The sequence below is a fragment of the Paraburkholderia sp. WS6 genome, from assembly GCF_030464835.1.
Classification (GTDB): domain Bacteria; phylum Pseudomonadota; class Gammaproteobacteria; order Burkholderiales; family Burkholderiaceae; genus Paraburkholderia; species Paraburkholderia madseniana.
The window spans coordinates 115,733-138,571 of the sequence record NZ_JALQCK010000001.1; the positions used below are offsets into that span (position 1 = coordinate 115,733).

Annotated in this window: 25 protein-coding genes; 11 read left to right on the top strand and 14 right to left on the bottom strand. The window is 61.1% G+C overall.

Features of this window, described 5'->3' with window-relative positions:
• Nucleotides 1–30: 30 nt before the first annotated feature.
• The 4 genes from M0D64_RS00465 to M0D64_RS00480 are packed head-to-tail and all read right to left on the bottom strand — an operon-like array spanning nt 31 to nt 3,785.
• The gene (locus tag M0D64_RS00465) at nt 31–861 is read right to left on the bottom strand and encodes an ABC transporter permease (protein ID WP_266256268.1); all 831 of its coding nucleotides are present in this window, start codon (nt 859–861) and stop codon (nt 31–33) included.
• Between the two features lie 10 nt (nt 862–871).
• Nucleotides 872–1,972, bottom strand: coding sequence for an extracellular solute-binding protein (locus M0D64_RS00470; protein WP_266256269.1), 1,101 nt, complete (start codon nt 1,970–1,972; stop codon nt 872–874).
• Nucleotides 1,973–2,002: 30 nt separating this feature from the next.
• Nucleotides 2,003–3,049 (bottom strand): ABC transporter ATP-binding protein, encoded by a 1,047-nt coding sequence (locus M0D64_RS00475; protein WP_266256270.1) that lies wholly within the window; start codon nt 3,047–3,049, stop codon nt 2,003–2,005.
• 4 nt (nt 3,050–3,053) lie between these two features.
• Nucleotides 3,054–3,785, bottom strand: coding sequence for an ABC transporter permease (locus tag M0D64_RS00480; RefSeq protein WP_257021158.1), 732 nt, complete (start codon nt 3,783–3,785; stop codon nt 3,054–3,056).
• A 288-nt stretch (nt 3,786–4,073) separates the two neighbouring features.
• Here M0D64_RS00480 and M0D64_RS00485 point away from each other — a divergent pair, with 288 nt between their 5' ends.
• From M0D64_RS00485 to M0D64_RS00500, 4 genes are all read left to right on the top strand, one after another.
• A complete protein-coding gene (locus M0D64_RS00485) occupies nt 4,074–4,958 on the top strand; it encodes a LysR substrate-binding domain-containing protein (protein ID WP_154558018.1) in 885 nt (294 codons plus the stop codon).
• 113 nt (nt 4,959–5,071) lie between these two features.
• Nucleotides 5,072–5,590 carry a helix-turn-helix transcriptional regulator gene (locus M0D64_RS00490; RefSeq protein ID WP_154557862.1) on the top strand — a complete coding sequence of 173 codons (519 nt, stop codon included), beginning with the start codon at nt 5,072–5,074 and terminating at the stop codon, nt 5,588–5,590.
• Between the two features lie 20 nt (nt 5,591–5,610).
• A complete protein-coding gene (locus M0D64_RS00495; protein ID WP_266238085.1) occupies nt 5,611–6,027 on the top strand; it encodes a VOC family protein in 417 nt (138 codons plus the stop codon).
• Nucleotides 6,024–6,281: a hypothetical protein gene (locus M0D64_RS00500; protein ID WP_266238083.1), complete on the top strand. Its 258-nt coding sequence runs from the start codon at nt 6,024–6,026 to the stop codon at nt 6,279–6,281. Before M0D64_RS00495 ends, M0D64_RS00500 begins: the two co-directional genes overlap by 4 nt.
• Nucleotides 6,282–6,330: 49 nt before the next feature.
• Here M0D64_RS00500 and M0D64_RS00505 read toward each other — a convergent pair whose 3' ends face one another.
• A complete protein-coding gene (locus M0D64_RS00505) occupies nt 6,331–7,452 on the bottom strand; it encodes a hypothetical protein (RefSeq protein ID WP_266238081.1) in 1,122 nt (373 codons plus the stop codon).
• A 359-nt stretch (nt 7,453–7,811) separates the two neighbouring features.
• Nucleotides 7,812–8,129 (bottom strand): DUF4148 domain-containing protein, encoded by a 318-nt coding sequence (locus M0D64_RS00510; protein WP_266238079.1) that lies wholly within the window; start codon nt 8,127–8,129, stop codon nt 7,812–7,814.
• Between the two features lie 329 nt (nt 8,130–8,458).
• On the opposite strand from M0D64_RS00510, the gene M0D64_RS00515 reads away from it, so the two are divergent.
• A complete protein-coding gene (locus tag M0D64_RS00515; RefSeq protein ID WP_266238076.1) occupies nt 8,459–9,388 on the top strand; it encodes a LysR family transcriptional regulator in 930 nt (309 codons plus the stop codon).
• A gap of 20 nt (nt 9,389–9,408) precedes the next feature.
• Here the strand turns inward: M0D64_RS00515 and M0D64_RS00520 are convergent, their stop codons facing one another.
• From M0D64_RS00520 to M0D64_RS00550, 7 genes are all read right to left on the bottom strand, one after another.
• Nucleotides 9,409–10,353 (bottom strand): cupin domain-containing protein, encoded by a 945-nt coding sequence (locus M0D64_RS00520; protein ID WP_266256271.1) that lies wholly within the window; start codon nt 10,351–10,353, stop codon nt 9,409–9,411.
• A 219-nt stretch (nt 10,354–10,572) separates the two neighbouring features.
• Nucleotides 10,573–11,343 (bottom strand): ATP-binding cassette domain-containing protein, encoded by a 771-nt coding sequence (locus tag M0D64_RS00525; RefSeq protein WP_266256272.1) that lies wholly within the window; start codon nt 11,341–11,343, stop codon nt 10,573–10,575.
• Entirely contained in the window at nt 11,343–12,332 is a 990-nt protein-coding gene (locus M0D64_RS00530) for an ABC transporter permease (protein ID WP_233464705.1), read from the bottom strand. The genes M0D64_RS00525 and M0D64_RS00530 overlap by 1 nt, the downstream gene beginning before the upstream one ends.
• Nucleotides 12,333–12,340: 8 nt before the next feature.
• A complete protein-coding gene (locus M0D64_RS00535) occupies nt 12,341–13,420 on the bottom strand; it encodes a sugar ABC transporter substrate-binding protein (RefSeq protein WP_266256273.1) in 1,080 nt (359 codons plus the stop codon).
• A gap of 445 nt (nt 13,421–13,865) precedes the next feature.
• Nucleotides 13,866–14,600 carry a FadR/GntR family transcriptional regulator gene (locus M0D64_RS00540; RefSeq protein WP_266256274.1) on the bottom strand — a complete coding sequence of 245 codons (735 nt, stop codon included), beginning with the start codon at nt 14,598–14,600 and terminating at the stop codon, nt 13,866–13,868.
• A 144-nt stretch (nt 14,601–14,744) separates the two neighbouring features.
• Complete coding sequence (locus M0D64_RS00545; protein ID WP_154557872.1) at nt 14,745–16,118, bottom strand: MFS transporter; 1,374 nt, start codon at nt 16,116–16,118, stop codon at nt 14,745–14,747.
• A gap of 51 nt (nt 16,119–16,169) precedes the next feature.
• Nucleotides 16,170–17,420 (bottom strand): amidohydrolase family protein, encoded by a 1,251-nt coding sequence (locus M0D64_RS00550; RefSeq protein WP_266238064.1) that lies wholly within the window; start codon nt 17,418–17,420, stop codon nt 16,170–16,172.
• Nucleotides 17,421–17,826: 406 nt separating this feature from the next.
• Between M0D64_RS00550 and M0D64_RS00555 the strand changes: the two genes are divergently transcribed.
• Nucleotides 17,827–18,033 (top strand): hypothetical protein, encoded by a 207-nt coding sequence (locus tag M0D64_RS00555; RefSeq protein WP_266238061.1) that lies wholly within the window; start codon nt 17,827–17,829, stop codon nt 18,031–18,033.
• Between the two features lie 40 nt (nt 18,034–18,073).
• The gene (locus M0D64_RS00560) at nt 18,074–18,232 is read left to right on the top strand and encodes a hypothetical protein (RefSeq protein WP_154557875.1); all 159 of its coding nucleotides are present in this window, start codon (nt 18,074–18,076) and stop codon (nt 18,230–18,232) included.
• Nucleotides 18,233–18,293: 61 nt separating this feature from the next.
• On the opposite strand, the gene M0D64_RS00565 is transcribed toward M0D64_RS00560, so the two are convergent.
• Complete coding sequence (locus M0D64_RS00565; protein ID WP_308101416.1) at nt 18,294–18,500, bottom strand: hypothetical protein; 207 nt, start codon at nt 18,498–18,500, stop codon at nt 18,294–18,296.
• Nucleotides 18,501–18,868: 368 nt separating this feature from the next.
• Here M0D64_RS00565 and M0D64_RS00570 point away from each other — a divergent pair, with 368 nt between their 5' ends.
• From M0D64_RS00570 to M0D64_RS00585, 4 genes are all read left to right on the top strand, one after another.
• Nucleotides 18,869–20,206: an MFS transporter gene (locus tag M0D64_RS00570; RefSeq protein WP_266256275.1), complete on the top strand. Its 1,338-nt coding sequence runs from the start codon at nt 18,869–18,871 to the stop codon at nt 20,204–20,206.
• 73 nt (nt 20,207–20,279) lie between these two features.
• On the top strand, nt 20,280–21,497 hold the full coding sequence (locus M0D64_RS00575) for an acyl-CoA dehydrogenase family protein (RefSeq protein ID WP_266256276.1): 1,218 nt from the start codon (nt 20,280–20,282) through the stop codon (nt 21,495–21,497).
• A 35-nt stretch (nt 21,498–21,532) separates the two neighbouring features.
• Complete coding sequence (hpaC, locus tag M0D64_RS00580) at nt 21,533–22,069, top strand: 4-hydroxyphenylacetate 3-monooxygenase, reductase component (protein ID WP_266238050.1); 537 nt, start codon at nt 21,533–21,535, stop codon at nt 22,067–22,069.
• Between the two features lie 2 nt (nt 22,070–22,071).
• The gene (locus M0D64_RS00585; protein WP_266256277.1) at nt 22,072–22,788 is read left to right on the top strand and encodes an ethyl tert-butyl ether degradation protein EthD; all 717 of its coding nucleotides are present in this window, start codon (nt 22,072–22,074) and stop codon (nt 22,786–22,788) included.
• The last annotated feature ends 51 nt before the right edge of the window (nt 22,789–22,839 follow it).

Genomic DNA, 22,839 nt, shown 5'->3' on the forward strand with positions numbered 1-22,839 from the left:
TGCAGCGCCAGAAACGCTGCGTTGGACCATTCAGTGTCGTCGTTGCCGTGCAAGGCATTCTCCTAGTGCCAGAACGCACGTACAGACCGCCATCAACGCCAGCGAAAGCGCGGCTGCCTGCGGAAAGTCCGTCTGTCCGTCTGAAAGCTTCAGGTACATCAGTAGCGGCAGGATATTGATCTGCGTCCCGGCGAGCGCGAGTGCGGTACCGTAGGTTCCCAGTGCGATCGATGTGACAAGGCACCAGGCCGCAGCGATCGATGGCCACAGTTCCCGCAACGCCACGTCGAAGAGCGCCCGCAGCGGTGACGCGCCCAGTGTCAGCGCGGCTTCGATCGGACGGCGGTCCAGGTTAGCAATCGCCGGATAAAGCATGAGCGCTACGCGTGGAATCAGGTAGTACGCATAAGCCGCAACCAGTCCCGCGGTCGTATAGATCAGCGCCCCGATCGTAGCCGGGTCGGCGCCGAGGCGAGCGACGATGCTCGTCACGAAGCCGGCGCGGCCGAAGGCGAGGATGAACCCGTATGCAATCACCAGACCGGAAAACGCCAACGGCACGCCGAGCAACGCGAGCAACCAGCCGCGCCGCTGCGGCGGCTGTCCGGCCAGCACCATCGCAAGCGGCAACCCTACCGCGAGCGACACGGTGCCGGCGGCGAATGCCAGCGCGAGCGAGTGACCGAGCGCACTGACCACCAGCGGATCATGAGCGAGGCGCACGAAGGCCGCGCCGTTCCCCTCGGCCGCCGAGACCAGCAATGCGCCGAGCGGCAGCGCAAAGAACAGGGTGAGAAGAAGGCCCGCCGGCAGCGCGCCGAAGCGCCGAGCGAGCCCTTCGTTCATCGAGGAAGTCCCCATCTGCCGCCCCTTATTTCGCGAGCGCGGCCTGCGCCCACAACTGGTCGACTTCCGCCTTCTTCGCCGCGGCCTTGACCACGTCGAGCGGATGCATCTGCGGCACGTCGGGCATCTTCGCGCGGATGTCCGCGGAGAGTTGCACGTCAGGCACCGCGGGACGCACGTAGCCTTGCGCGAACAGCGCCTGGCCGACGTCGCTCATGACCAGGTTCAACCACAGACGCGCCGCGTTCGGATTCGGGCCGTCCTTCACGAGGCTGATGGCGTACGGTGCGGACACCGTCGCTTCCTTCGGGATCACCACCTCGACGGCGTCGCCCATGCCGTCGGCATACTTCGCTTTGAGACCGTCGTTTTCGTAGCCGATCAGGATCGGAATCTCGCCCTTGACGAACTTCGCGTACGGGGTGGTGCCTTCAACGCGCATCACGTTGCCCGCTTCACGCAACTTGCCGAAAAAATCGGCACCCGGCTTCGGATTGTCGACGCTGCCGCCGAACGCATAAGCCGCAGCGAAGACCGCGACCTGTCCCTGTCCGGTCGAACGCGGATCCAGATAGACCACCGAGTTACGGTACTCGGGCTTGAGCAGGTCGGCCCAACCCTGCGGGACGTCCTTGATCAGTTTCCGGTTGACCAGCAGAGCGATGTTCAGCGAATGGACCGTGAACCAGCGGCCATCGCGCTCGCGAAACACCGGCGGTAGTTTGTCGAAATTGAGCGGCTTGAACGGCGCCACCACGTCCTTGTTGACGGCGTCCAGTGCGGACGCGGCAAAGTAGTACGCAGTGTCGGCCTGCGGGCGCCGCCGCGATTTGTCCAGCGCCACCACCGTCGCAGCCGAGCCGATGTCGTTGTACGTAATCTCGACCTTCGGATAGCGCTTTCTGAACTCGGCGAACAGCGCCTTCCAGTTGGCCCATTCGGGACCGGTGTCGAACGACACGACGAGCCCTTCATCCGCCGCCTTTGCGTACAACGCCTCCTCTCCGGGGTAAAGCGGCGCGGCCGGCGCGGCATGAGCGCCAGACGCGGCAGTCAGTACCGACAATGCGCAAACGACTCCGGCGATACGGCGGACTCGCGACAAAAGACTAAGCCCTGCAAACATTCTGGTTCTCCGTCAGACAAGGAAGGTGAATTAGCAAAATTGACTGGTCGGCGCGGGCAGCACGAGCAAATGTTCGGGGTCGACGGCGATAGCGTGTTCGGCAAGACGGCGCCCTTCGCACAGAAGCGGCTTCTGCGTGGAATCCGGAACGAAGTCGTAGCGGCACGTCGCCCCGAAGTAGCGCACCTCGGCGCGGCGGCCCGCGAGCCGGTTGACCGCGTTCGCCGGCGGATCGGGCTGCACGTGCTCGGGACGAAGCAGCACCTCGACCTGATCGCCGGGGCGAAAATCGCGAGTATCGGCAGACAGCAGCGCAAAGGAAACGTCGACCGTGCCGTTCGCTAACACGCGTCCGGGCATCACGCTCGAATGACCAACGAAGCGCGCGACCTGGGTCGATACCGGCTGCTCGTAGAGACGTTCAGGCGTATCCACCTGCAAGACACGCCCGCCGTCGACCACGGCCACGCGGTCCGCAAGACTCAACGCTTCGTCCTGATCGTGCGTGACCAGCAGGGTGGTGGCGCCGCATGCGCGTTGCAGCGTGCGAATCTCGTCGCGTAGTTGCTGTCGGATGCCTGCGTCGAGCGCCGCAAGCGGTTCGTCGAGCAGCAGCACCTTCGGTTCGAACGCCAGCGCGCGAGCCAGCGCGACGCGTTGCTGTTGCCCGCCCGACAGCAAGGTCGTACGCCGCCCGGCATGCTCGGCAAGACCGACCCGTTCGAGCATGTCGAGCGCGCGACCCCGGCGTTTCGCGGCATCGATGCCGCGCATCCGCAGCCCGTAGGCCACGTTGTCCAGCACGTTCAGATGCGGGAAAAGCGCGTATTGCTGGAACACCATGCCGACCTCGCGGCGCCACACAGGAACACCCGCGACGTCGCGCCCGTCGATCGCAATCCGTCCTCGATAGCCGTCCAGCAGACCCGCGGTCAGCCGCAGGATCGTCGACTTGCCGGAACCGCTGCGGCCCATCACGGCGAGCAGTTCGCCCGGCGTGACCGACAGCGTGACGGCTTCGATGCCGTGTTGCGCGCCAGGATAAGTAAAGCTCACGTTGTCGAAATGGAGGCTCATCGTTTTACTTCAGTCGTTGAACAGTGTTGATCGATACCAGGGTCGCGATCACCGCGAGGCAAAGCAGCACCACGGTGGCGGCACACGCCATGCCGGTCGCGCCGTAAAACGCCTGCAACAGCACGACCGGATAGTTCCGGTAGCGAAAGCCGGCGATCAGGTTGGACACCTGAAACTCCCCGATCGACAGTGCGGCCACCATGACGAGTCCCGAGAACAGGCTCTGCCGGAGGTTGGGCAAGACGATCGTGAAGAACTGCCGCAGCGGTGTGGCGCCGAGCGTCGCAGCGCACGCTTCGAGGCGCGCGATATCGAGGTGGCGCAAGTCGCTAAGCAGTGTTTGCGTGAGGTACGGCAAGGTCAGCACCGTATGGGCGGCGATCAGCAACGGCAACGATCCGAGCCAGGGCAGCGTGTCGCCGCTGAAGATGGCGATGTAACCGAAACCCAGCGTGAGCGCGGGCACCCCGACCGGCAGCAACGCGACCAGCCGCGCGGTCATGCCGCGCCCGGAGAGCGAGCGGTAGTGCAGCGCATACGCGAGCGGCAAACCGATCACGGCAGCCGCGCAGCAACACGCCAATGCGACCATCAGGCTCACGCCGAAAGCGCGCCGGAAACTCGTGTTGGCGGCGAGGTCGGCGAACCAGTGTCCGGTGACGCCGGTCGGCAGCAATGTGTTGGTCCACGTTTCACCGAACGCGCCGATCAGCAGCAGAGCGATCGGCAGCAGCATGTAGATCGCGAAGAGCACCACCACGGCATGAAGCGCGACGCGCTGGATCGACGCAAAGCCCCCGCTGCTGTGACGAGCGGGAACATGGGGCTGGATGACCGGTGCGGCAGGCGTTTGCATGCAAGCTTTCCTCGTGAAACGGACTGAAATCTGCGCGCCCTGACTGGACTGGGGCGCAAGATTTCGATTTGCTTGCAAGTGTGCGGATGCGACATGGCGTCGTCATGAAAAAAACGTACAAAACACGCATTGCGCTGTGCGCATCCGGAATACTTCGACGCCAGACCGATGAAACACCTTTACCCGAACGTCACCGAATTACTCGCCTTCACGAGCTCCGCCAAGCATCTGAACTTCTCGAGAGCGGCGCGTGAACTGGGACTGACGCCCAGCGCAGTCAGCCGGCAGATCGCCAGCCTGGAAGATTCATTCGGTGTGCAGCTATTCATTCGGGACGGCCGCAATCTTGCGCTCACCCGGGCGGGCAGCCTTTACCTCGCGCGCGTGGCCACCCCGTTGCGCGACCTGGGCAACGCGTCGCTTGAACTGATGAGCGCCGCCGGGCAGAGCGACGTGCTGACAATCGCGAGCGTGCCGACATTCACGACCAAATGGCTGATTCCCCGGCTACCGGAATTCCTGTCAAGCACCCCGGGACTCACGATCAGCTTCAGCCGGCACCTCGCGCACGGCGATCCGTTTCCGCTGGATCTGGACGCGGCTATCCGCTATGGCGATGGAAGTTGGGAGGGCGTCCAATGCGATTACATCGACGGGCGTACTTTTCTGCTGGTCTGCGCGCCTGAATGTCAGCAAAGGTATGCGTTACGACGGTTGCAGGATGCCGCGCGTGTGCCCCGGCTGTTGCACAGCCAGGCTGAACAGGTATGGAGTCAATGGGCCGAGTTCTACGATGTACGCGATATGCATGTGCTTGCAGGCCCGCGTTTCGAGCAATACTCCGTGCTGATCCAGGCAGCTCAGGCCGGTTTGGGACTGGCGCTCATCCCAGCCTTTCTCGTGCGCGACAACCTCGCGGCCGGCACCCTCGTTGAGCCGCTGACGGCTCCGATCGACGTCGATCATGGACACTATCTCTGCTATTTCCCGGGGCGCATCGAAACACAACCGGGGTTGAAGCGTTTCAGGGAATGGATGTTGTCCAAGGTCTGAGACTCAATGCGCCAGAACACGCGTTGTCGGCCTCAGCGGGCGCCAGTGCGCCGCTTTGCGGGTGCCCGCGTTGAGCCTAAACTACCCGCATCCCGTCGGCCCTCCCGGAACTCATGCCCCTTCGCGAAGACCATCACGCCCAGCCGCTTGCCTCGTCCCCCACACCGGTCGGCGCCGACGCGTTGCAAGACCCGGCCCTGCTGCGCCGACTGCTACGCGCCAAAGACCGCATGGACGCCGCCTCCCACGAAGCCTGGCCCGTCAAACGACTCGCCGAGGTCAGCGGCGTCTCTGAAGCCCATTTCGCACGGTCCTTCAAGCGGGCCTTCGGCCTCCCACCGCACCGCTACCTGCTGACACGGCGCATCGAACAGGCCACCACCCTCCTGCGCGACACCGAGCTCAGCATCACGGAAATTGCCTTCGCCACCGGCTGGGAGAGCCTGGGCACCTTCGGCCGCATCTTCCGCGACATCACCGGCCAAAGCCCCAGCGCCCTGCGCCTCGAGGCTCAGGCCAACATGCCTCAACTCGACCGTGTGCCCGCCTGCGTCCTCAAGGCCGCGCAGCGACCCGACCTCAACATCGCAGTTTTGGAGAAGCGCCGCCGCGTGGCCAAAGATACATTCTGACCATCAACCAGGGAGGTGCCATGAACCAAGGTGTAAATGTTGTGGGCTTGTACGTCGATAACCAGGACGAAGCGCTCACGTTCTATGTCGACAAGCTCGGATTCCGCGTCCACACGGACGTGCGCAACGGTCCCTACCGCTGGCTCACGGTCCAGCATCCGGATCAGCCCTCGTTCCAGCTCGGCCTGTTCACACCCGGCCCGCCCATCCACGACGACGCCACTGCGCAAACCTTGCGCGCCATGGTCGCCAAGGGGGCCATGCCGCCTCTGGTTCTCTCTGTGACCGACTGCCGCGCCAGCTACGCCAAGTTGAAAGCCCGCGGCGTGGAATTCACCCAGGAGCCGGTAGACCGCTTCGGCAGCGTCGATGCCGGTTTCCGCGACCCCGCCGGCAACGGCTGGAAGATGATCCAGGCCCCGAGGAGCACGACATGAGTACCAGCAGCTGGATTCGTCGGTCTCACCGGTGGGTATCCATCGCCTTCACGCTGACGGTTATCGCCAACTTTGCCGCCATGGCCCAGGGAAGCGGTGTCCCGCCGCCCTGGATCACCTACGCGCCGCTGCTGCCGCTGGCCCTTCTGCTGTTCTCGGGGCTGTACCTGTTTGCGCTGCCCTACTTCGGCCGCTACAGCAGCCGTCATAGCTCACAGCGTTCTGTCGGCGACCAGGAGGCGCCGCTCGCATGAACAACGCCCCTATCGTGCGAGCTGAGCCTGCCTGGGCGTTGGTGACAGTCTAGCGGGTCGAGAACACTGAGATGCCGCCGTTGGGGAATCCTGCCGCGCCGGCCTGGAACGGCACATACACTTGCCCAAGCGAACTATCGATGGCGACCGAATGCGCGCCTGTGCCCACGGGAATCTTAAATAGCAACTGCCGTGACGCGCCATCGATTACCCCCATCTGCGGGCTAAACCCTGAGGCGGCAGCAGTACCGCTGGTGACATAGTGCCGGGCCGGCAGGAAATAGCGATTGGAGGCCGGATCGTAATTGACCTGGTCCACCCCGCCAAATGGCAGGCTGGCTTGAATTGCGCCACTTGTACGATCGAGGATCAGCGTGATGAGGGGATTGCCGGCGGGTGGATCGCATCCAATGAGCACGTCGTTATTCGGACCGAGCACGATGCCCGTCGGTCCGCATTTCCCTAATGGAAACGACTTGCTGACAGCAGGACTTCCCGCCGCCGCGGAGCTGGCAGTGATGACATCGAGTTCGCCATCGGGATTGGCAGCGGTCCCGTCGTTGTTGATCAAAAAGCTTTTCGAGGCTGGATCATATGTGCATGCTTCCAGCCCCGACGAACCGTTGAAAGGAAGCTTTACCAGCACCGTTTGTGTCAGCGTGGAAATGAACGTGACGAACGGCGGCGAGTCTCCAGGGCTCGCGTACATCACGAGATGATCGTCAGGATCGTAGCAACCCTCATCGACGCGCTGTCCGGAATTACTGATGGTGATGGTGTTGACCGTCTTTTGCGCAGCCGTATCGATCACCTTGACCGAGTCGACGTCGCCGGCATAGATCGTGTTCGTGCCGGTGATACCTACAATACCGTCGGGACCGGACTCGTTTGTCGTGGCGCCGGCACCGATGAATGGACCCGGAATCTGGGCGATCAACGTGTTCGATTTGGTGTCTACGATATCGACTGCTTTGTTGTTGCGGTCGGTGAGAAAGTACTTGCCGGCCTCGACGTAGCCGATGTCGAAACTGAATGGCGGGCTCGAAGCATTGGGCACGGCGATGTTCGTCAGTAGCTTTGGCGATGTCGGTGTGCTGATGTTGTCTCCACCTCCACAGCCGGCCAATGCGGCCGCAGCGAGTAATATCCAGGCCATCCGGCGCTTTTCCATCGATTCGTCTCCTTTCCATTTATGGGCTTGACCGCTGGTCCACGGATTGGCCTGAGTATTTGAATTTCCCGCCGCTCTCGATCGACGAGCCATTTCTTAAGGAATCTTAAGAAATGGCTATCTGTACAGATAGCCCTATTCCCCATCGATGCGGCTGTATGGCTCACACAATGGCGGCGCGGCGGAAAATCGGAAAGTAAAACTTATTTATGGTCTGTATTCAGTGAACGCCATACCTGTAATGGATCTGAAACATTCCGTCGCGTTCGCTCATCTCGTCGATGTTCGTGTTTTCAGACGACCGTCCACTCAATACGCCGAAAGAAGTAACCAACGATGGCTTGTGAGGCCCGCGAGTTTCAGTGACCGAAATAGATCGAATGAGTATTTACGGTTGCCGTCGGCGCGCCCGCCTGCGATGAGCCATCCGACGTTCCGCCTACATCCGTGCTCCCCTGCGCCGCAACATTCTGCGCTTGGACACGCGCCTCTGCTGCCTGGATATCGTCCGGGTAGTGCACATCTTTGGCGGCCGGCCGGTACCCGGCCTGTTCTAGTCGAATCAGATCCGCGCGTACTTCCGCCCGCGTCAGCGGAGCCGCAGCCTCCTGCGCGAAAGAGGCAACTGGAGCGGCGAATACGCCGGCAATCAACGCTGCATAGATAAGGGTCTTCATGATGAAATATCTCCCGAACTTAAGTTTGGTCAGCTTCACGCCACTATGACTGAAGCCTCCGATCTCACCACCTCGTGGAAGCGGGAGTGAGTGTTCCTCATTCTGTACGGCGAAGATGGATGCACGCTGACGCTCACATTACAGTGATGTCATATTCGCTTCAGCAGCCCCCCGTTTCTTGCTGCAAGAGGGAAGATCAAGGGGTTATCCTTCGACACTCACTACGATACAGGCACGTCGATCGTTGACAGTTATTCGCCTGGCATTTTTTGAGCACGAACTTTGCACTTGCCACAACTAGTCCGTTGTTTCACGCTGGAAATATAGCCATGGATTATTTTGCCGCGGTACGGGCCTTCATTAACGCTGCAGAACTGCAGAGCTTCAGCAAGACGGCCCATGAAATGGCAGTCAAGACCTCGACCATCTCGCGCTACGTAAGCGAGCTCGAAAAGGATCTGGGCATTGCCCTGTTCAACCGGTCGACGCGAGGGCTCGTCCTGACAGAGGGCGGCAGACTGTTTCGCGAACACGCCATAATTGCCCTGCAGGCGCTCGATGACGCGCGCCAGGTCACGTCATCGCTGAATCTCACACCGCAAGGCGTGCTGCGCGTCACGATGCCGTCGGCGTTCGGACGCCGGCATATCGTGCCGCATCTGCCGGCGTTCATGACGCGCTACCCCGACATCGGCCTCGATATCGTGTCGACGGATGAAACGCTCAACATGATCGAAGCCGGCATTGACGTGGCAATCCGTATCGGCGTGCTGCCCGACTCTTCGTTAATGGCCAAACGCATTGCGCCGCATCGTCGCATAGTCTGCGGCAGCCCGGCGTATTTCAAGCGCAGCGGAATGCCTCGTGTCCCTGAAGATCTGGCCGCGCACGATACGCTTCGCTTGTCCCTGCTGCCGGACGACAAATGGTCTTTCACGCGCGTCGCGGATGCACAGGCGTCGCCGGAACAGGTGCTGGTGGAATTGCAAGGGCGCTTGCGCGCAGACGACTCCGAAGCCGTATTGGAACTCGCTGTGGCCGGCTGCGGCCTAGCGCTCCTGCCGACGTGGCTCGCGTCTACGGCCTTGCGCGAAGGGCACCTTCAGCACGTGCTGCCTGAATGGGAGGCGCGCACGGGGCGAGCCGAACCAGCGGTCTGGGCGGTCTACCCGCCGAAGAAAATCGTCTCGTCGAAGGTACGCGCGTTCGTGGATTTCTACGCCGAGATGTTTGGCGAGCCGCCGTACTGGGACGACTGACTCGCATTGGCGCTTAAGCCTTAACGGGCGAAGCGGATGTCGAGCGTGCGCAGCCAGGTCTGCAAGCCGGCATCCTGGATCGGAATCACATAAGCGTTTTCGTTCGTTTCATTGAAATGCGCATGCCAGTATCCCGGCGGCGTAACAAACGCCATCCCGGCTTCCCAATCGACGCGTATCGGATTCGCGATATTGCCGTTCTCATCCAGTTCGCTACCGACCAGCGTATAGACGCCTGGCTTGCCCCCGGCGATGAAGTCGAGTGCAATCGACTGGTGACGGTGCGGCTTCTGAATTGAGTTGGGCGGCACAATGCCGAACATGGCCCACAACACATGCGTGACCGTTCGCGTCTGCGGGAAGTTAGCGTTGCCCATCAGCACGCTGATGCGGTTGCGGCGGCCTGCATTGGCTTCTTCCGAGACCTTGCGCAATTCCGCCTGCGCCTGGGCGGCCGGATAGAGCGTCGGCGCAAAACGCGCGCGGACGCCGGTCGTGCCGAGATACGTGAGCAGCGGCGCATCGTTGACGTAATAGAGCGTGGCCGTCGCGTCGGCGGATAGCACAGCGGCATCGCCGCCTGGCAGCGTGAAGAAATCGCCCTGCGCGAACGGGAAGCGGGTTTCGGCCTGCGTCACGCTGCCGGTCCCGCTAATGACGTAGCAGACCTGCGAGGTCGCGTTCGGGGCAAGCGTCAATGCGTCGCCTGCGTTGATGCGCAGGAAATTGGCGCTCAAGCCGGGACCGGTCGCGGGGCCGGGGCAACCCAACTCCGCGGAGAGGTCGAGCGGCACGACCCGGGTTGCGCCATCCGCGTACAGCGAAGGCGGGAAATTGCGGAAAGGCACGCGCGAGATGAGCTTCGCGCCGATCGGATTGGCGGACGACGTGTACTCGAAGTATTGCGCGTCCAGGGTCGCAGTAGCGGGTTCGGCGAGAAGCGCCGGGGACGTCCTGGTCAACATGGTCTGCTCCTTTGGGTTAGGCGGGCTTCGTCCGGGTCCCCTCATGAAGTTGGGGTTAGCGTCCGAAAGCTGACCTGACTATAGGTGCGGGCCGCTGGCCTCAGAAGTGCCGGAAATCGAAATCACTTTTGCGTAAAGGGGTATGCCGCGCCGGGCCGCTTTTGAAAGCGCGCGTGGATCACGCCCGACTCGAATGCTCGCGCACGTAGCGGTCCGGTGTCAGTTTGTCGTTGCCCGCATTGCCCGATATTCGCGTCGAACGATATCCATCAGTTCCTCGACGGACGTGCTGGCTGCTTCCCGCTGGTAAGTGACACGTCCGCGCTGCATCAGCATCACGCGGTCCGCGATGTCGAGCGTCTGAGCGTAGTTGTGCATGATCATGATGATGGACAGACCACCTTTATTCTTGAGTCGAAGGATCAGGTCGATGATCAGCCCAGCCTCGCGGGCGCCCATTGCGGCGAGCGGCTCGTCAAGCAGCAATATCCTGGCATTTGAATTGACCGCGCGAGCGACTGCGATTGCCTGTCGCTGTCCGCCGGAAAGTTGTTCGACCGGCAGGTCGACCGAAGGCACGTGCACGCCGATCTCCTCAAGACACTCCGCGGCACGAATACGCATGGCGCGATTGTTCAAGAGGCGAAACGGGCCTCGACGTATGATTTCCCGATTCAGGAACATGTTGTGATAGATGCTCAGCGAATTGGCGAGCGCCAGATCCTGGTAGACGCATTCAATGCCGAGTGAACGGGCGTGATCGACCGAGCGAAGCATGGTTTCCTCGCCACCAACAAAAAGCTTGCCGCTGGTCTGCTGATGAAACCCGGTCAGAATCTTGATCAACGTCGATTTGCCCGCGCCGTTGTCGCCAAGCACGCCAAGGATCTCGCCTTGTCTTAGCGTCAGCGACACGCCGTCGAGCGCGGTAACCGCACCGAAGCGCTTGACAATATCTTCGCCGCGCAGCGCCTCCAACACCTCGGACATCACAACTCCCCTTTGCGCGCGAGACGAACCACGTGGATGTTGAAGATCATGGCTCCGAGGATCGCCGCGCCGAGAATCATGTTGAAGGTGAAGGCGTTGATGCCGATCAGCGTGAAACCGTCGTTGAGAATGCCAAGCACTGCCGCACCGATCAGCCCACCGATGATCGTGCCCGATCCACCGGCGAGCGGCGTGCCGCCAATTACGGCTGCGGCAACGGCAAGAAACATGATCTGGTTACCGCCCGCTTGCGGATCGATCGAGGTGATACGAAAACCCTCCAGAATCCCGGTCAATCCGGCCAGTAGCGCGGCGAGAATAAAGTTGCCGAGCTTCAGCCGCCTGACCTGTATCCCTGCTTCGCTCGCACCCAGCGGATTCGCTCCCGACGCGATCGTATGCAAACCCCAGCGTGTATGACGAAGCAGCACGTGCATGACCGCGGCAATGGCAAGCGTCCAGATGATCTCGCTGTATCCCCATCCCCCCATGACCGCCGCAAATACGGAATCCTCCGGTGGCGAAACCGGTGTACCTCGCGAGATCGTCAGCGTGAGGCCGTTCACGAAGAACAACGTACCGAGCGTCGTCACAAAGGATGGGATGCGCAGGTAGACCGTCACGGCCCCGTTAATGAGCCCGACGAGGCCTGCCGCAATGACGCCGGTGAACATCGCAAGCCATGCCGGCAGGCCTGCCTCGAGAGAAAAATGCATGATGAAAGGCGCAAACGCAAAAACCATCCCGGCGGAAAGATCGATCTCCCCACCGATCATCAGCATGATTTCACCAAAGGCAATGATCGCCACCGGGGCGATGAACTGCGAGAGATTCTGCAGACTCGCGCCGGTCAGCAAGAAGTCGTGGTTGACCGTCTCGAAGTAGATGCAAAGAATGAGTGCGACGGCAAGGATGCGAATCTCACTGGAACGCCCGAGCGCGCTTGACCAGCGCCTCGGACGTGCAGCGGGTTGTGGGGCGTCCGGCACGGCAGAGGTCACCCTTTGATCGCGCCTGTGCGTGGCACGATCTGGGCTTTCGTGCTTTTGCCTTCATAGCGCGTCGAGGTGTTCAGGTAAGGATCGACCGTGCCCTTGGTGACGAATTTCAGACCCGTGTTGATATTGGCCGGCCCAACGAGGCCGCCGGATGAAAGAAAGATGAAGGCCTCCAGCACCGTATAAAAACCCTGTACATAAGGTTGCTGGTCGATCGTGAAGTCCAGGAAACCTTCGTGGATCAAATCGACCGTGCGCGGCAACAGATCAAAGCCGCCGCCGTGCACACCTTTGGCGGGCAGGTTGGATTCTTTCATCACCTCGGCAACGCCCTGGGTGCTGCCCGCATCCACGGCAAACATGCCTTTGAGATCCTGGTGGCCGAGAAAGAAGGACTTGATCTTCGAGAGTTCTTCGTTGACGGTCGCGCCGGTTGCGATGGTCTGCACGTCGATCTTCTTGCCCGATTTCTTGATTGCGGCCGCTGCGCCGTCAAGCCGGGGCTGAATGTTGAGCTGGCCTGGCGTGGCGATAAAGAGCGCGACGAGACCGCTGTCGATGAGGCTGACAATTCGCTCGCCCATCTGGTAACCAGACAGATAAAGATCCTGGCCGATATAGGCAAGGCGCGGATTCGTCGAACCCGAGGGTGCATCGGCGTTATAGGCGAACACGGGAATGCCGGCGTCGAGTGCGGCCTGGATGGGCTTGTCGAACGCCTTGGGATCGACGATCGGTACCGCAATTGCGTCAGCTTTCCCGGCAATCGCCGCGTTGACCGCATTCACCATTTCCCCGATGTCGGCATTGGCCGACCCGGTCCATTGATAGTCCATGCCCAGCAACGCGGTCGCATCCTGAATGCCGTATTGCGTGGGAACGAAAAACGGATTCGTTGTGACGTGGTTGACGAATACGATCTTCCACCGTTTGTGCGCCGGGAACGATCCGGCTTCCGCCGCCTGCGCCGGCGTGATCATTCCACCCATTAGCGCCAGTGCTGCGGACAGGCCCGCGCCCTGCAGCAAGCCGCGACGCGTGGCTTGCACTTCGTCCTTGCCTTCCTTCGCTTGCGCCATCTCAGTCTCCCGTCTCTCAGTTGTTGAACACTTCAATGTCCATGACGGCGCAAGCAGGAAAAGCCCCGGCAAGAACAGCACCGGAGCCGGGCATCATTCCTTTCATGAAACCCACGTGCACGCGCGTACGCATGACTACCCTCCAGAAAATCCTATATCACGCCCTTTTGCCTACTAATCGATGTATACCCTTAACTAGTCCGACTAATTAATTTTTTGCGGTGCAGCGCGGCGCTCCGCATTCGCGTCCAGCCGTGCAGCGCAACACGATGATGGGACAGGTCCGGATCGCTGGCTGCAGGTCGTGCGTTTTCGAAATGATCTGCACGATATGCAGCTTTAATAGTATGACTATCGAGTTGGCGCCCGGAAAACAAGGGACATAAAGGACAGTAAGCGCCCGCTACGCTCTGCCCAATGGTTCGACTCAGCCAACCCGTTCGCATCAGGGTTCTGTCTGAAACTGGCTGCCGGTTTCCAGAACGCGCTCGGCGTCCGCGCGTGCATTGTCGAGCTGGACCAGACTTGCATGCCGCGCGCCCAACGGGTCACGACTCTGGATTGCAGTGAGAATCGCCTTGTGCCGCGGCAACGAAAGCGCGTGTGTGTCGGGATGACGGCTCGTCAGCTTGATCGATTCCGTCAGGGCAAGTGACAGCATGTTGCCGATATAGGCCAGCAGGTCGTTGTGAGTGGCCGCCATGATTGCGCGATGAAACTCGAGGTCAGGATCCAGTAGCGCGCTTGCGGTTTCCGCACGCTCCATCTGGTCGTAAGCCGATGCAATGCGCGCAAGATCGTCGCTTGTTGCAGCCGTGGCGGCAAGTGCCGCCGCCGCGGGTTCGATAACGCGGCGCACGGTCAGGAGCGAGCTGAAGAACTCGCCTTCCGGAACACTGTTGATCGTCCAGAACAGGACATCGGGGTCAAGCATGTGCCACTCCGCGCGAGGCTTCACAACACTGCCTACACGCGGTTTCGACACGACCAGCCCTTTCGCCACGAGCACACGGGTGGCCTCGCGCAGCACGGGGCGGCTAACGCCATAGCGCTCGCATAAGTCGGCCTCAGCAGGCAAGCGCTGGCCCGGCTGTACCTTGCCGCCGACGATCTCCATGCCGAGCTCCTGCACAATGCGGCCGTGCAAGCTCTTGCGCTGCTGCAGATGACGATAGTCCATGGTCAACGATCGCAGTCGTGTCCGGCTCGGTTTTGCGCCGACCGGTGCGGCGTTCTGGATGGCACTTACCTCATCGTCGACACGGATAGCGGTGGGTAGCGCGGAGATACTTGCCGGTCCAAGCATAGCACGCGACATTTGGCGCTAATACTGTTCGATTTGCCCTGCTGCAATGTCCTCGAGCGATCTTCCGCGTGTCGGCACCCCCATGAGTACCACGGCCATCGCACCGGTCAACAGCACAAGCGTTGTCGCACCGAACACCCCGCCAAAACCAAGCTTCGGATAGACGTACCCGACAAGAATAGGCGCTGCAATCGCGCCCAGCCGGCCAATTGACGAAGCGAGCCCCGTGCCCGTTGCGCGCACGTCGGTGGGAAACACCTCCGGGGTATAGGCGTAAACGCCGGCATAGGTGCCGTTCATGAAGAACGACAGCAGGATGCCCGACACCATGATGCCGGCATCCGTACGCGTCAATGCAAGCCCAAGCGCCGATACGCCGCCCAATATCATGTATGACGCGATCGTCGCCTGCCGGCCGATCTTCTCGTTGAGCCACGCGCCTGAAAAATATCCCGGGATCTGTGCAATGTAAATCACGAGCGAATACGAAAAGCTCCGCGTGATCGTCATTCCGTTCTGAACCAGCAAGCCGGGAATCCACGTGAAAAAAGCGTAATAGCTGAACGTGATGGATAGCCACATCAACCACGTCATGGCTGTGATGCGCGCGAGTTTCGTCGCCCACAACGCCTTGACGTTCGCGACGATCGAGGCTCGTCCGGCTGCGAGCGGAACGGTTCCGTCACGCACCGGAGACAGCGGCTCCAACTGCACGCCCGCTTGGGTGACCTCCGCCTCCATCCTCGACACGATCGCATCGGCCTCCGCGTGCCGGTCGCGCGCCTCCAGCCAGCGCGGCGACTCGGGCAACGCGCGGCGCCACCACAGCAGCATCAGAATGGGCAGCGCGGTGATGACCATCACGGCGCGCCATGCATTGGGTGCGAGCGGGATCACCAGATAGCCGAGCAATGCAGCCGCTACGAAGCCGAAGGAGAAAAAACCCGCGAGGCTGCCCGTGAAACTCCCGCGATACCGCCGCGCCACGAACTCCGAGAGAAACGGCGCGACGATGGCGCTTTCCGCTCCCGTTCCTAACCCGGCGACAATCCGCGTCGCGAGAAAAAATCCCCAGTCGTTCGCCAATGCACTGGCAAGCGACGCGACACAGTAAATCACGAGCGCATACATCATGACCTTGCGCCGGCCGATGATATCGCCGAGCATGCCCGCCAGCATCGCGCCGAAGAAATAGCCCATGAACGTGCCGCTTCCCAGTACGCCCGTCTGTACGCTCGTCAGCCCCCATTGCGTGCGCAACACCGGCAGCAGGAAAGCGAGCACGGCGGCGTCCATCGCATCGAAGGTGTAGCCGAGGCCGCCCATCAATAGCAGACGGCGGTGAAAAGCTGAAAACGGCAGGCGCTCGATGCGGGCGGAAATCATCGTCATAGACAGGCTCCGACAGGGACTGCGGGGCGCCGCGGACGCAGCGTCAAACGGTCAAACTCTTTCGAGTTCGTTGACGAAGAGCCGGCCATCCTTCATCACGAGCGGAATATGCTCACCCTGACCCAGCAGACAATCGACGGACTTCAGAGGATTGCCATCGACCACCAGCACATCGGCATGGGCACCCGGCATGATTCTGCCGAGCTTGTCCTGCATGCCCAGCACTTCCGCGCCAACGAGGGTCGCGCTTGCGATCACCTCGCCCGGTGACAAAACCTCCGCCAGGATCCGGAATTCATCGCTTTGCAAACGCTGTGCCTCGCCGAGCAAGTCCGTGCCGAAGCCCATCTTGACCCCGGCGCGCTTCATGATTTCGATCGAGTGCATGCCGGCGCCGTGCACGTCCGCGACCTTGGCAATACTTTCGGGCGGCAAACCATATTTCTCGCCTTCGCTTGCAAGGGCATCGTAAGTAACAAGGGTCGGCACGACATACGCGCCATGCTCCGCGACGAGGCGGGCGGTCTCATCGTCAATCAGATTGCCGTGCTCGATCGTGCGCACGCCGCAACGCACCGCGCGCGCGATCGCTGCAGCCGTATAAGCATGCGCGAGCACATAGGTGCCGCGCCCCTGAGCTTCCGCTACGATCGCGCGGATCTCATCTTCGGAGTAACCGAATGCGCCGACCGGATCGGTCGGTGACGCAACGCCGCCCGAAGCCATGATCTTGATCTGGTCGGCGCCCATCTGCAGTTCCTCGCGCACGGCCCGGCGCACTTCATCGACGCCGTCCGCCACGCGGCCAAGCGCCCCCACGCGCACGCAGCATCCGCAGGGTGAATCGGGCGGCATGTAGTCGGAGCGGGCGCGCGGATCGGCGTGACCACCGGTCTGGCTTAACGCGCGGCCGGATACGAAGAGGCGCGGACCTTCGATCAGCCCTGACTCGACCGCCTGCTTGAATGGATACCCGGCACCCCCTGCGTCACGCACGGTGGTGAAGCCGCGGCGCAGCATTGCACGCATGATCGGCACGGCGCGCAGCGTAACCAGCACGTTGGGTAGCGTTGCAACGCGCGGCAGGTTGAACTCGATCGCGACGACGTGCACATGCAGATCGATCAACCCCGGCATGATCGTTTTGCCTTTCACATCAATTACGTGCGCGCTGCCGCTTTTTATCGGCTTGTCGGAAACCTCGCGGATGAAACCGTCCTCGATGAGGACTTCGAAGCCTTCTAGCAGATCAGGATGGGTAGGGTCGAGAAGTGCGCCGTTACGTAGGAGGAAGGTGGTCAACGGTTGTCTCCTTCAGGTTTCGATCGCAGCGCCCGGCATCCTGCACTCACCTCGAGTATGCAGACGGGCGTATGGAAGCGCTGCCAGAGTAGTCGTCGGGATCAGTGTGACACGCATCACGTCTGTGCGCTGACGAACACGTTGTGCGAAGCGGCACGCGATTGCCGGTCAACGGGTCATGCTGCGCCGCGACGGCTTCACGAAGGTGCCGTAAAAATGCTGAAAAAGTTTTTCCCACATATTGATCTATTGGACAACTCAGCATTAAGATGAGTGCCATGGCGCGCGACATGCCACCCGAACGTGAGGTGACAGCCTGCAGCAGCCATCCCCGAATTGATCCTGCTCGCGTAGCGAGGCCAACGGATCACGTTCCCAGCAAAGCAGGTTTAGCCAGGAGACGGCGATGCTCAGTCCGCATGAATTCGCGACCCTCATGCTACTCAAGGATGCGCCGGATTGGCTGAGTCTGGACGGTTCCGATCTGGAAGCGCTTCTGGACCGTCAGCTCGTCACGCTGGAGAACCTCCCTTCCGGGCAACAGCGCCCTCTCATCACTCACGACGGACAGATGTTTCTGAAGGCTGCCGCTCGTATCCTGAACGACGAATGACACGTATCGCTTGATCAGTTTCACAGTCAAGGAGTGTTCCGTGGCCGAATCGTGGACAGGAATCGTCGTGGGGCTGTGTGGGTTGAGCGCCGCCGTGCTGCTGGTCGCCGTTCACTATTGGCGCGAAATGACGCGGCGGCGCAAACTCAGCCGAATGGACCATCGCGATTGCTGGGAAGTGATGCGCCACAGGCGCTGATGGCAAGTGCACGTCGCTAACGAAAGATGTATGCACACCCGTTGCCCGGAATCCCAGAATATTAGAGGGCGAAGGTGCCTCGATACTTCTCGTCGGCATCCGAACGGGTATTGAATTCGACGAGGACGCCGCCCGGTACTTCACAGAAGAATCGCGAGCCGCGTTCATGCTTGAACACGCCGGTTTTCATCACGACGTCTGCTGCAACCATCTCGTCATAGAGCGTGCGCCGCGACGGCCACGTCCTCTTGCGGTGGCAAACCGTCACGCGCGAGGACTTCCAATAACACGCTGCGCACCGATCCGGTGCTGGCCAGCGCCACGCGCAGTTGCGGCCTGCTCTCCTCGACGTCGAGTAGCTGTGCAAGCGTAGGTCTCGCGAACTGCTGCCGCACTGAGACGCCGATCAGATGCCTGAACGCGATCGGTCCAAGTGGCGTACCGCGCTCCGGATGACTTCATTTGTCTGCATGCGTCGTCATGCACGCCATTCATGTCGTTCATTTTTGTCCTGAATTTGACCGCCTTTTGCCTCGGCCATATTGTGCGGACATGCCTGCCCCGTTCGCATCGTCGTACCTGCCGATCTGTGTTGTCGAGAGGCGGGATCTCCAACACTGTGATCTGCGAAATGCCATGAATCCTGACGCAACAGCTACGCTTGCTCCCCTATCCAATCTGCGTCCGACCAGCAAGGTTCGCCGCGCGGTGACGACTGCAGTGCTCGGCCAGATTCTCGAGTGGTACGACTTTTTTCTCTATGGAACCGCCGCCGCGCTGGTGTTCGGCCACCTGTTCTTCCCCATCGGCACCGATCCACTGACTGGGACCATTGCGGCGTTCGGCGGCTTTACGGTCGGCTTCATCGCCCGCCCGATCGGTGGCGTGCTCTGCGGTCACATCGGGGACCGATACGGCCGCAAGACGGTCATGATGCTGACGCTGTTGATGATGGGCAGCGCGACCGTCTGCATGGGTCTCTTGCCGACCTATCAGCAAATCGGCATCGCGGCCCCCATCATGCTGGTCCTGCTGCGCATCGTGCAGGGTCTTGCTGCGGGTGGGGAATGGAGCGGCAGTATTTTGCTCATCCACGAAAGCGCGCCCGCTTCGAAACGCGGCGCACTGGCTGCATGGAGTCCGTGCGGCGCAGCATTCGGCTTCGTTCTCTCCACTGTTGCGTTCCTGCTCGTCCAGACGCTGTCGTCTTCCGACTTTCTGAGTTGGGGCTGGCGCGTGCCGTTCCTGTGCAGCGCCGTGTTAGTCGCGCTCGGACTGTGGATGCGCCGCTCCGTGGACGAAAGTGCCGAGTTCGCCGAGGTCAAGGCCGCGCACCGCGGCAGCCGCATGCCGATTATCGAAGTGCTTCGCCAATGTCCGCGTCAGGTGCTGACTGTTTTCGGCCTGCGCTTTGGCGAAGGCGCTGCGTCGTACATCTTCTTCGCTTTTTCGATTGCCTATGGCCGGTTTGTTGGCCTGCCATCGAGCTGGATTCTGGGTGGATTGACCGTATCGATGCTGTTGATGATCCCCGTTTCGCTCGTCATGGGCCACGTGACGGACAAAATCGGCCGCAAGCCGGTTTATCTCGCCGGCGCGATTGCAATGGTGCTGGTCGCCTATCCTTACTTCGTGTTGCTCGGCTCGGGCGTGCTGTGGAAAGTCATCCTGGCGCTCGTCCTCGCCAACAGCATCACACTGGGCATCCTCGAAGGCGCTCAACCTGCTTTCATCAGCGAATTGTTGCCCGTGCATCTGCGTTTCTCGGGCCTTGGCATTGGCCGCGAGATGTCGTCGGTACTCGGCGGCGGCCTGTCGCCGATGATCGCGACCGCGCTGCTCGCTCACTACCGCAGCGCCACGCCAGTCGTCATTTATCTCGTTGTTCTCGGACTGATCACCGTACTGGCGACCTGTCTCGCGCCCGAGACTTTCCCAAAGGCTTTGAGACTTCAGGCGAAAGAAAGCGCTTAACACCGTCAAGAGACAGCGCCGAGGCGCCGCCGCACCAGACGGATCGATTTTTCAATTCCTACACCCTGCCATCATGCAAAGCCTCCAGAGTGCCAGCCTTCCGACTTACGCCTATGAACCTCGCGTCATGGATCAAGCCGACCCGTATCCGGAGTACGCGGGTCCCCTTTCCCTCGATGTTCTGATCGAGGAAATAGAGCGTCGAAGAGACGAGTTCGATCACTTGTCGCATGTTCCGCGCGACATGATCGCGAAGATGAAACGCGCGGGTATCTTTCGGGCAAGTACGCCGCGGCGGTTTGGTGGAGACGCGCTGCCGCCGCCGCAGTTTTTGCGCATACTCGAGCGCATCGCAATCGCCGACGGGTCGACCGCGTGGGTCGCCGCGTTCGGATCGGCGAATACCTATCTCGCGTCGCTCCCAATCGAAACGCAGCAGCATATCTATGCAAAAGGACCCGACCAGGTTTTTGCCGGCGGACTCTATCCATTGCAGCCAGCCGCCAAAGTGCCGGGTGGCTTCATGGTCAGCGGCCAATGGCGATTTGCAAGCGGCTGCAAGGGCGCGGACTGGATCGGCGTAGGGATCGGCGGCACGCCCGCCAATTCGGGTGACACAGGCGCAGGGAAACCTTTCACCGCCGTATTCCCCGCGCACGAAGTCGAGATCGTCGAGAACTGGAACGTCGTCGGCATGCAGGGCACCGGCAGCCATGATCTGCGGCTTCGCGACAAATTCGTCGACGCGCAATGGACATTCGTGCGCGGCGGCCAAGCGCTGATCGACGAACCGCTCTATCGCTATCCCGCCGTTGCGTACCAGGCGCAAGTACACGCCGCCGTCAACATCGGCCTCGCGCGTGCAGCGCTCGATCTGCTGACCGACATGTCCGGATCGACTAAAACCACCACCGGCGCCCCGCGTCTTGCCGACCGCGGTTACTACCGCTCCGGCCTCGCGAAAGCGGAGGCCAACTGGCGCAGTGCTCGCGCGTTCTTCTACGAGTCCGCCGAATCGACGTGGCAAACCATCATCGCCGGCGATCCTGTGACACAGCATCAAGCCAATCTGATGCGCCTCAGCGCAACGCACGCCGCACAAGTGTGTGCCGAGGTCGTGATGCAGGCGTATCAGTTGGCGGGCATCGCGGCGATCTACCGCGAGAATCGGCTGCAGCGATTGGTGCGCGACTCGATTGTCGTGACGCAGCACGCGTTCCTTGGAGAAGGCACCTACGACGCATCGGGCGCACTGTTTGCCGGCATCGCGCCGGTAACGCCGTATCCCTGATGAGGGCCATGCCACATGAAAGCGACAGGACAATCATGACGATCGACGACACCAAACGGCGTTTCCGCGATGCGATGGCGTGCCTGCCCGCGGCCGTCAACATCATCACCACGGATGGCCCGAGCGGACGTTGCGGGATTACCGCAAGCGCAGTCTGTTCCGTGACGGATGCGCCGCCTACGATGCTCGTTTGTATCAACCAGGCCAGTTATGTACACGATGTTCTGCATCACAACCGGAACGTGTGCATCAATGTGCTGGCTGCGGAATGTCAGGACGTCGCGCGTGATTTCGCGGGCATGACAGCCTGCTCGATGGACGAGCGATTCGCACGTCACGCATGGACGATCGGGCATCAGTCGGCCCCGGTCCTCTCGCATGCGATTGCAAGTCTCGAAGGCGAGATAGTCGACCTCAAGAGTGTTGGATCGCATTCGGTCATGTTTGTAGAAATCGGGCATATCTCGACCAGATCGGAGGGCGACGGACTGATCTATTTTGGTCGGCAGTTCCACCGCCTTGTGCGGCCAGAAGCAACGGCGCAATCCGTCGTAGCAAGTGCTCCGAGGTGAACGTGGAAGTCTGTCTGTTTCTTATCGGCTACCGCAATGGCATACATCGGGAGCCGCGCGACATCGATATATCGCTGATTCAGGCGGTGTCCCAGAACGTAGAAGGACTGCGGCGTTTCGTGATCCATCGCTCTGCGGAGTCGGCGAATGGCGACCCTCATTCAAACGAACATGCTTTGAAGCCACGCTGGGTGCTGCAGTGGTATTTCGACGATCTCAATCCTGCCGAAGCGGCGCTTCAACGCGGCGGTGCCACACATACGATCGTGGAGCAAGCGATCGACGCCGTCCAGGACCGCCTTGCATTCGCGCAGCAACTCATGGCGGTGAGAAAATTTGCTACGCCGAATGCCCCCGACATTGACGATCCGTCTGAGAAATGCACGTATCTCGTCGGCTATGAAGGAGAAGCCCAGAATTTCAATGCGTGGTTGACGCACTATCTGAAGCATCATCCCCCGCTCATGGCACAGCTGCCCCACATTCGTGAGCTGGAAATCTATACGCGGGTCGACTATCGGACCGGTTTAGATATTCCGCAAGCAACCGCCATGCAGCGGAACAAAGTGGTCTTCGACGATTCCGCGGCGCTGACCGCAGCGCTGGCCTCGCCGGTACGTGCGCAGATGAAGCAGGATTTCGACGCATTCCCGCCATACAGCGGACCGGCCTCGCATTTCCCTATGCACAGCATTTACGGTAACCTGCAGCGGACGTAAAGCCGGACGCGGATAGCCCTAAGCAGTAGGCGGCTGTCAGGTCCCGCCCTG

Coding starts and splice junctions, on each gene's coding strand:
- hpaC (WP_266238050.1), top strand. CDS start 21,533: ATGACGATCGACGACACCAAACGGCGTTTCCGCGATGCGATGGCGTGC.
- M0D64_RS00465 (WP_266256268.1), bottom strand. CDS start 861: ATGGGGACTTCCTCGATGAACGAAGGGCTCGCTCGGCGCTTCGGCGCG.
- M0D64_RS00545 (WP_154557872.1), bottom strand. CDS start 16,118: ATGACGATGATTTCCGCCCGCATCGAGCGCCTGCCGTTTTCAGCTTTT.
- M0D64_RS00480 (WP_257021158.1), bottom strand. CDS start 3,785: ATGCTGCTGCCGATCGCTCTGCTGCTGATCGGCGCGTTCGGTGAAACG.
- M0D64_RS00505 (WP_266238081.1), bottom strand. CDS start 7,452: ATGGAAAAGCGCCGGATGGCCTGGATATTACTCGCTGCGGCCGCATTG.
- M0D64_RS00470 (WP_266256269.1), bottom strand. CDS start 1,972: ATGTTTGCAGGGCTTAGTCTTTTGTCGCGAGTCCGCCGTATCGCCGGA.
- M0D64_RS00540 (WP_266256274.1), bottom strand. CDS start 14,600: ATGGACTATCGTCATCTGCAGCAGCGCAAGAGCTTGCACGGCCGCATT.
- M0D64_RS00515 (WP_266238076.1), top strand. CDS start 8,459: ATGGATTATTTTGCCGCGGTACGGGCCTTCATTAACGCTGCAGAACTG.
- M0D64_RS00555 (WP_266238061.1), top strand. CDS start 17,827: ATGCTCAGTCCGCATGAATTCGCGACCCTCATGCTACTCAAGGATGCG.
- M0D64_RS00535 (WP_266256273.1), bottom strand. CDS start 13,420: ATGGCGCAAGCGAAGGAAGGCAAGGACGAAGTGCAAGCCACGCGTCGC.
- M0D64_RS00570 (WP_266256275.1), top strand. CDS start 18,869: ATGAATCCTGACGCAACAGCTACGCTTGCTCCCCTATCCAATCTGCGT.
- M0D64_RS00485 (WP_154558018.1), top strand. CDS start 4,074: ATGAAACACCTTTACCCGAACGTCACCGAATTACTCGCCTTCACGAGC.
- M0D64_RS00500 (WP_266238083.1), top strand. CDS start 6,024: ATGAGTACCAGCAGCTGGATTCGTCGGTCTCACCGGTGGGTATCCATC.
- M0D64_RS00475 (WP_266256270.1), bottom strand. CDS start 3,049: ATGAGCCTCCATTTCGACAACGTGAGCTTTACTTATCCTGGCGCGCAA.
- M0D64_RS00520 (WP_266256271.1), bottom strand. CDS start 10,353: ATGTTGACCAGGACGTCCCCGGCGCTTCTCGCCGAACCCGCTACTGCG.
- M0D64_RS00575 (WP_266256276.1), top strand. CDS start 20,280: ATGCAAAGCCTCCAGAGTGCCAGCCTTCCGACTTACGCCTATGAACCT.
- M0D64_RS00495 (WP_266238085.1), top strand. CDS start 5,611: ATGAACCAAGGTGTAAATGTTGTGGGCTTGTACGTCGATAACCAGGAC.
- M0D64_RS00490 (WP_154557862.1), top strand. CDS start 5,072: ATGCCCCTTCGCGAAGACCATCACGCCCAGCCGCTTGCCTCGTCCCCC.
- M0D64_RS00525 (WP_266256272.1), bottom strand. CDS start 11,343: ATGTCCGAGGTGTTGGAGGCGCTGCGCGGCGAAGATATTGTCAAGCGC.
- M0D64_RS00510 (WP_266238079.1), bottom strand. CDS start 8,129: ATGAAGACCCTTATCTATGCAGCGTTGATTGCCGGCGTATTCGCCGCT.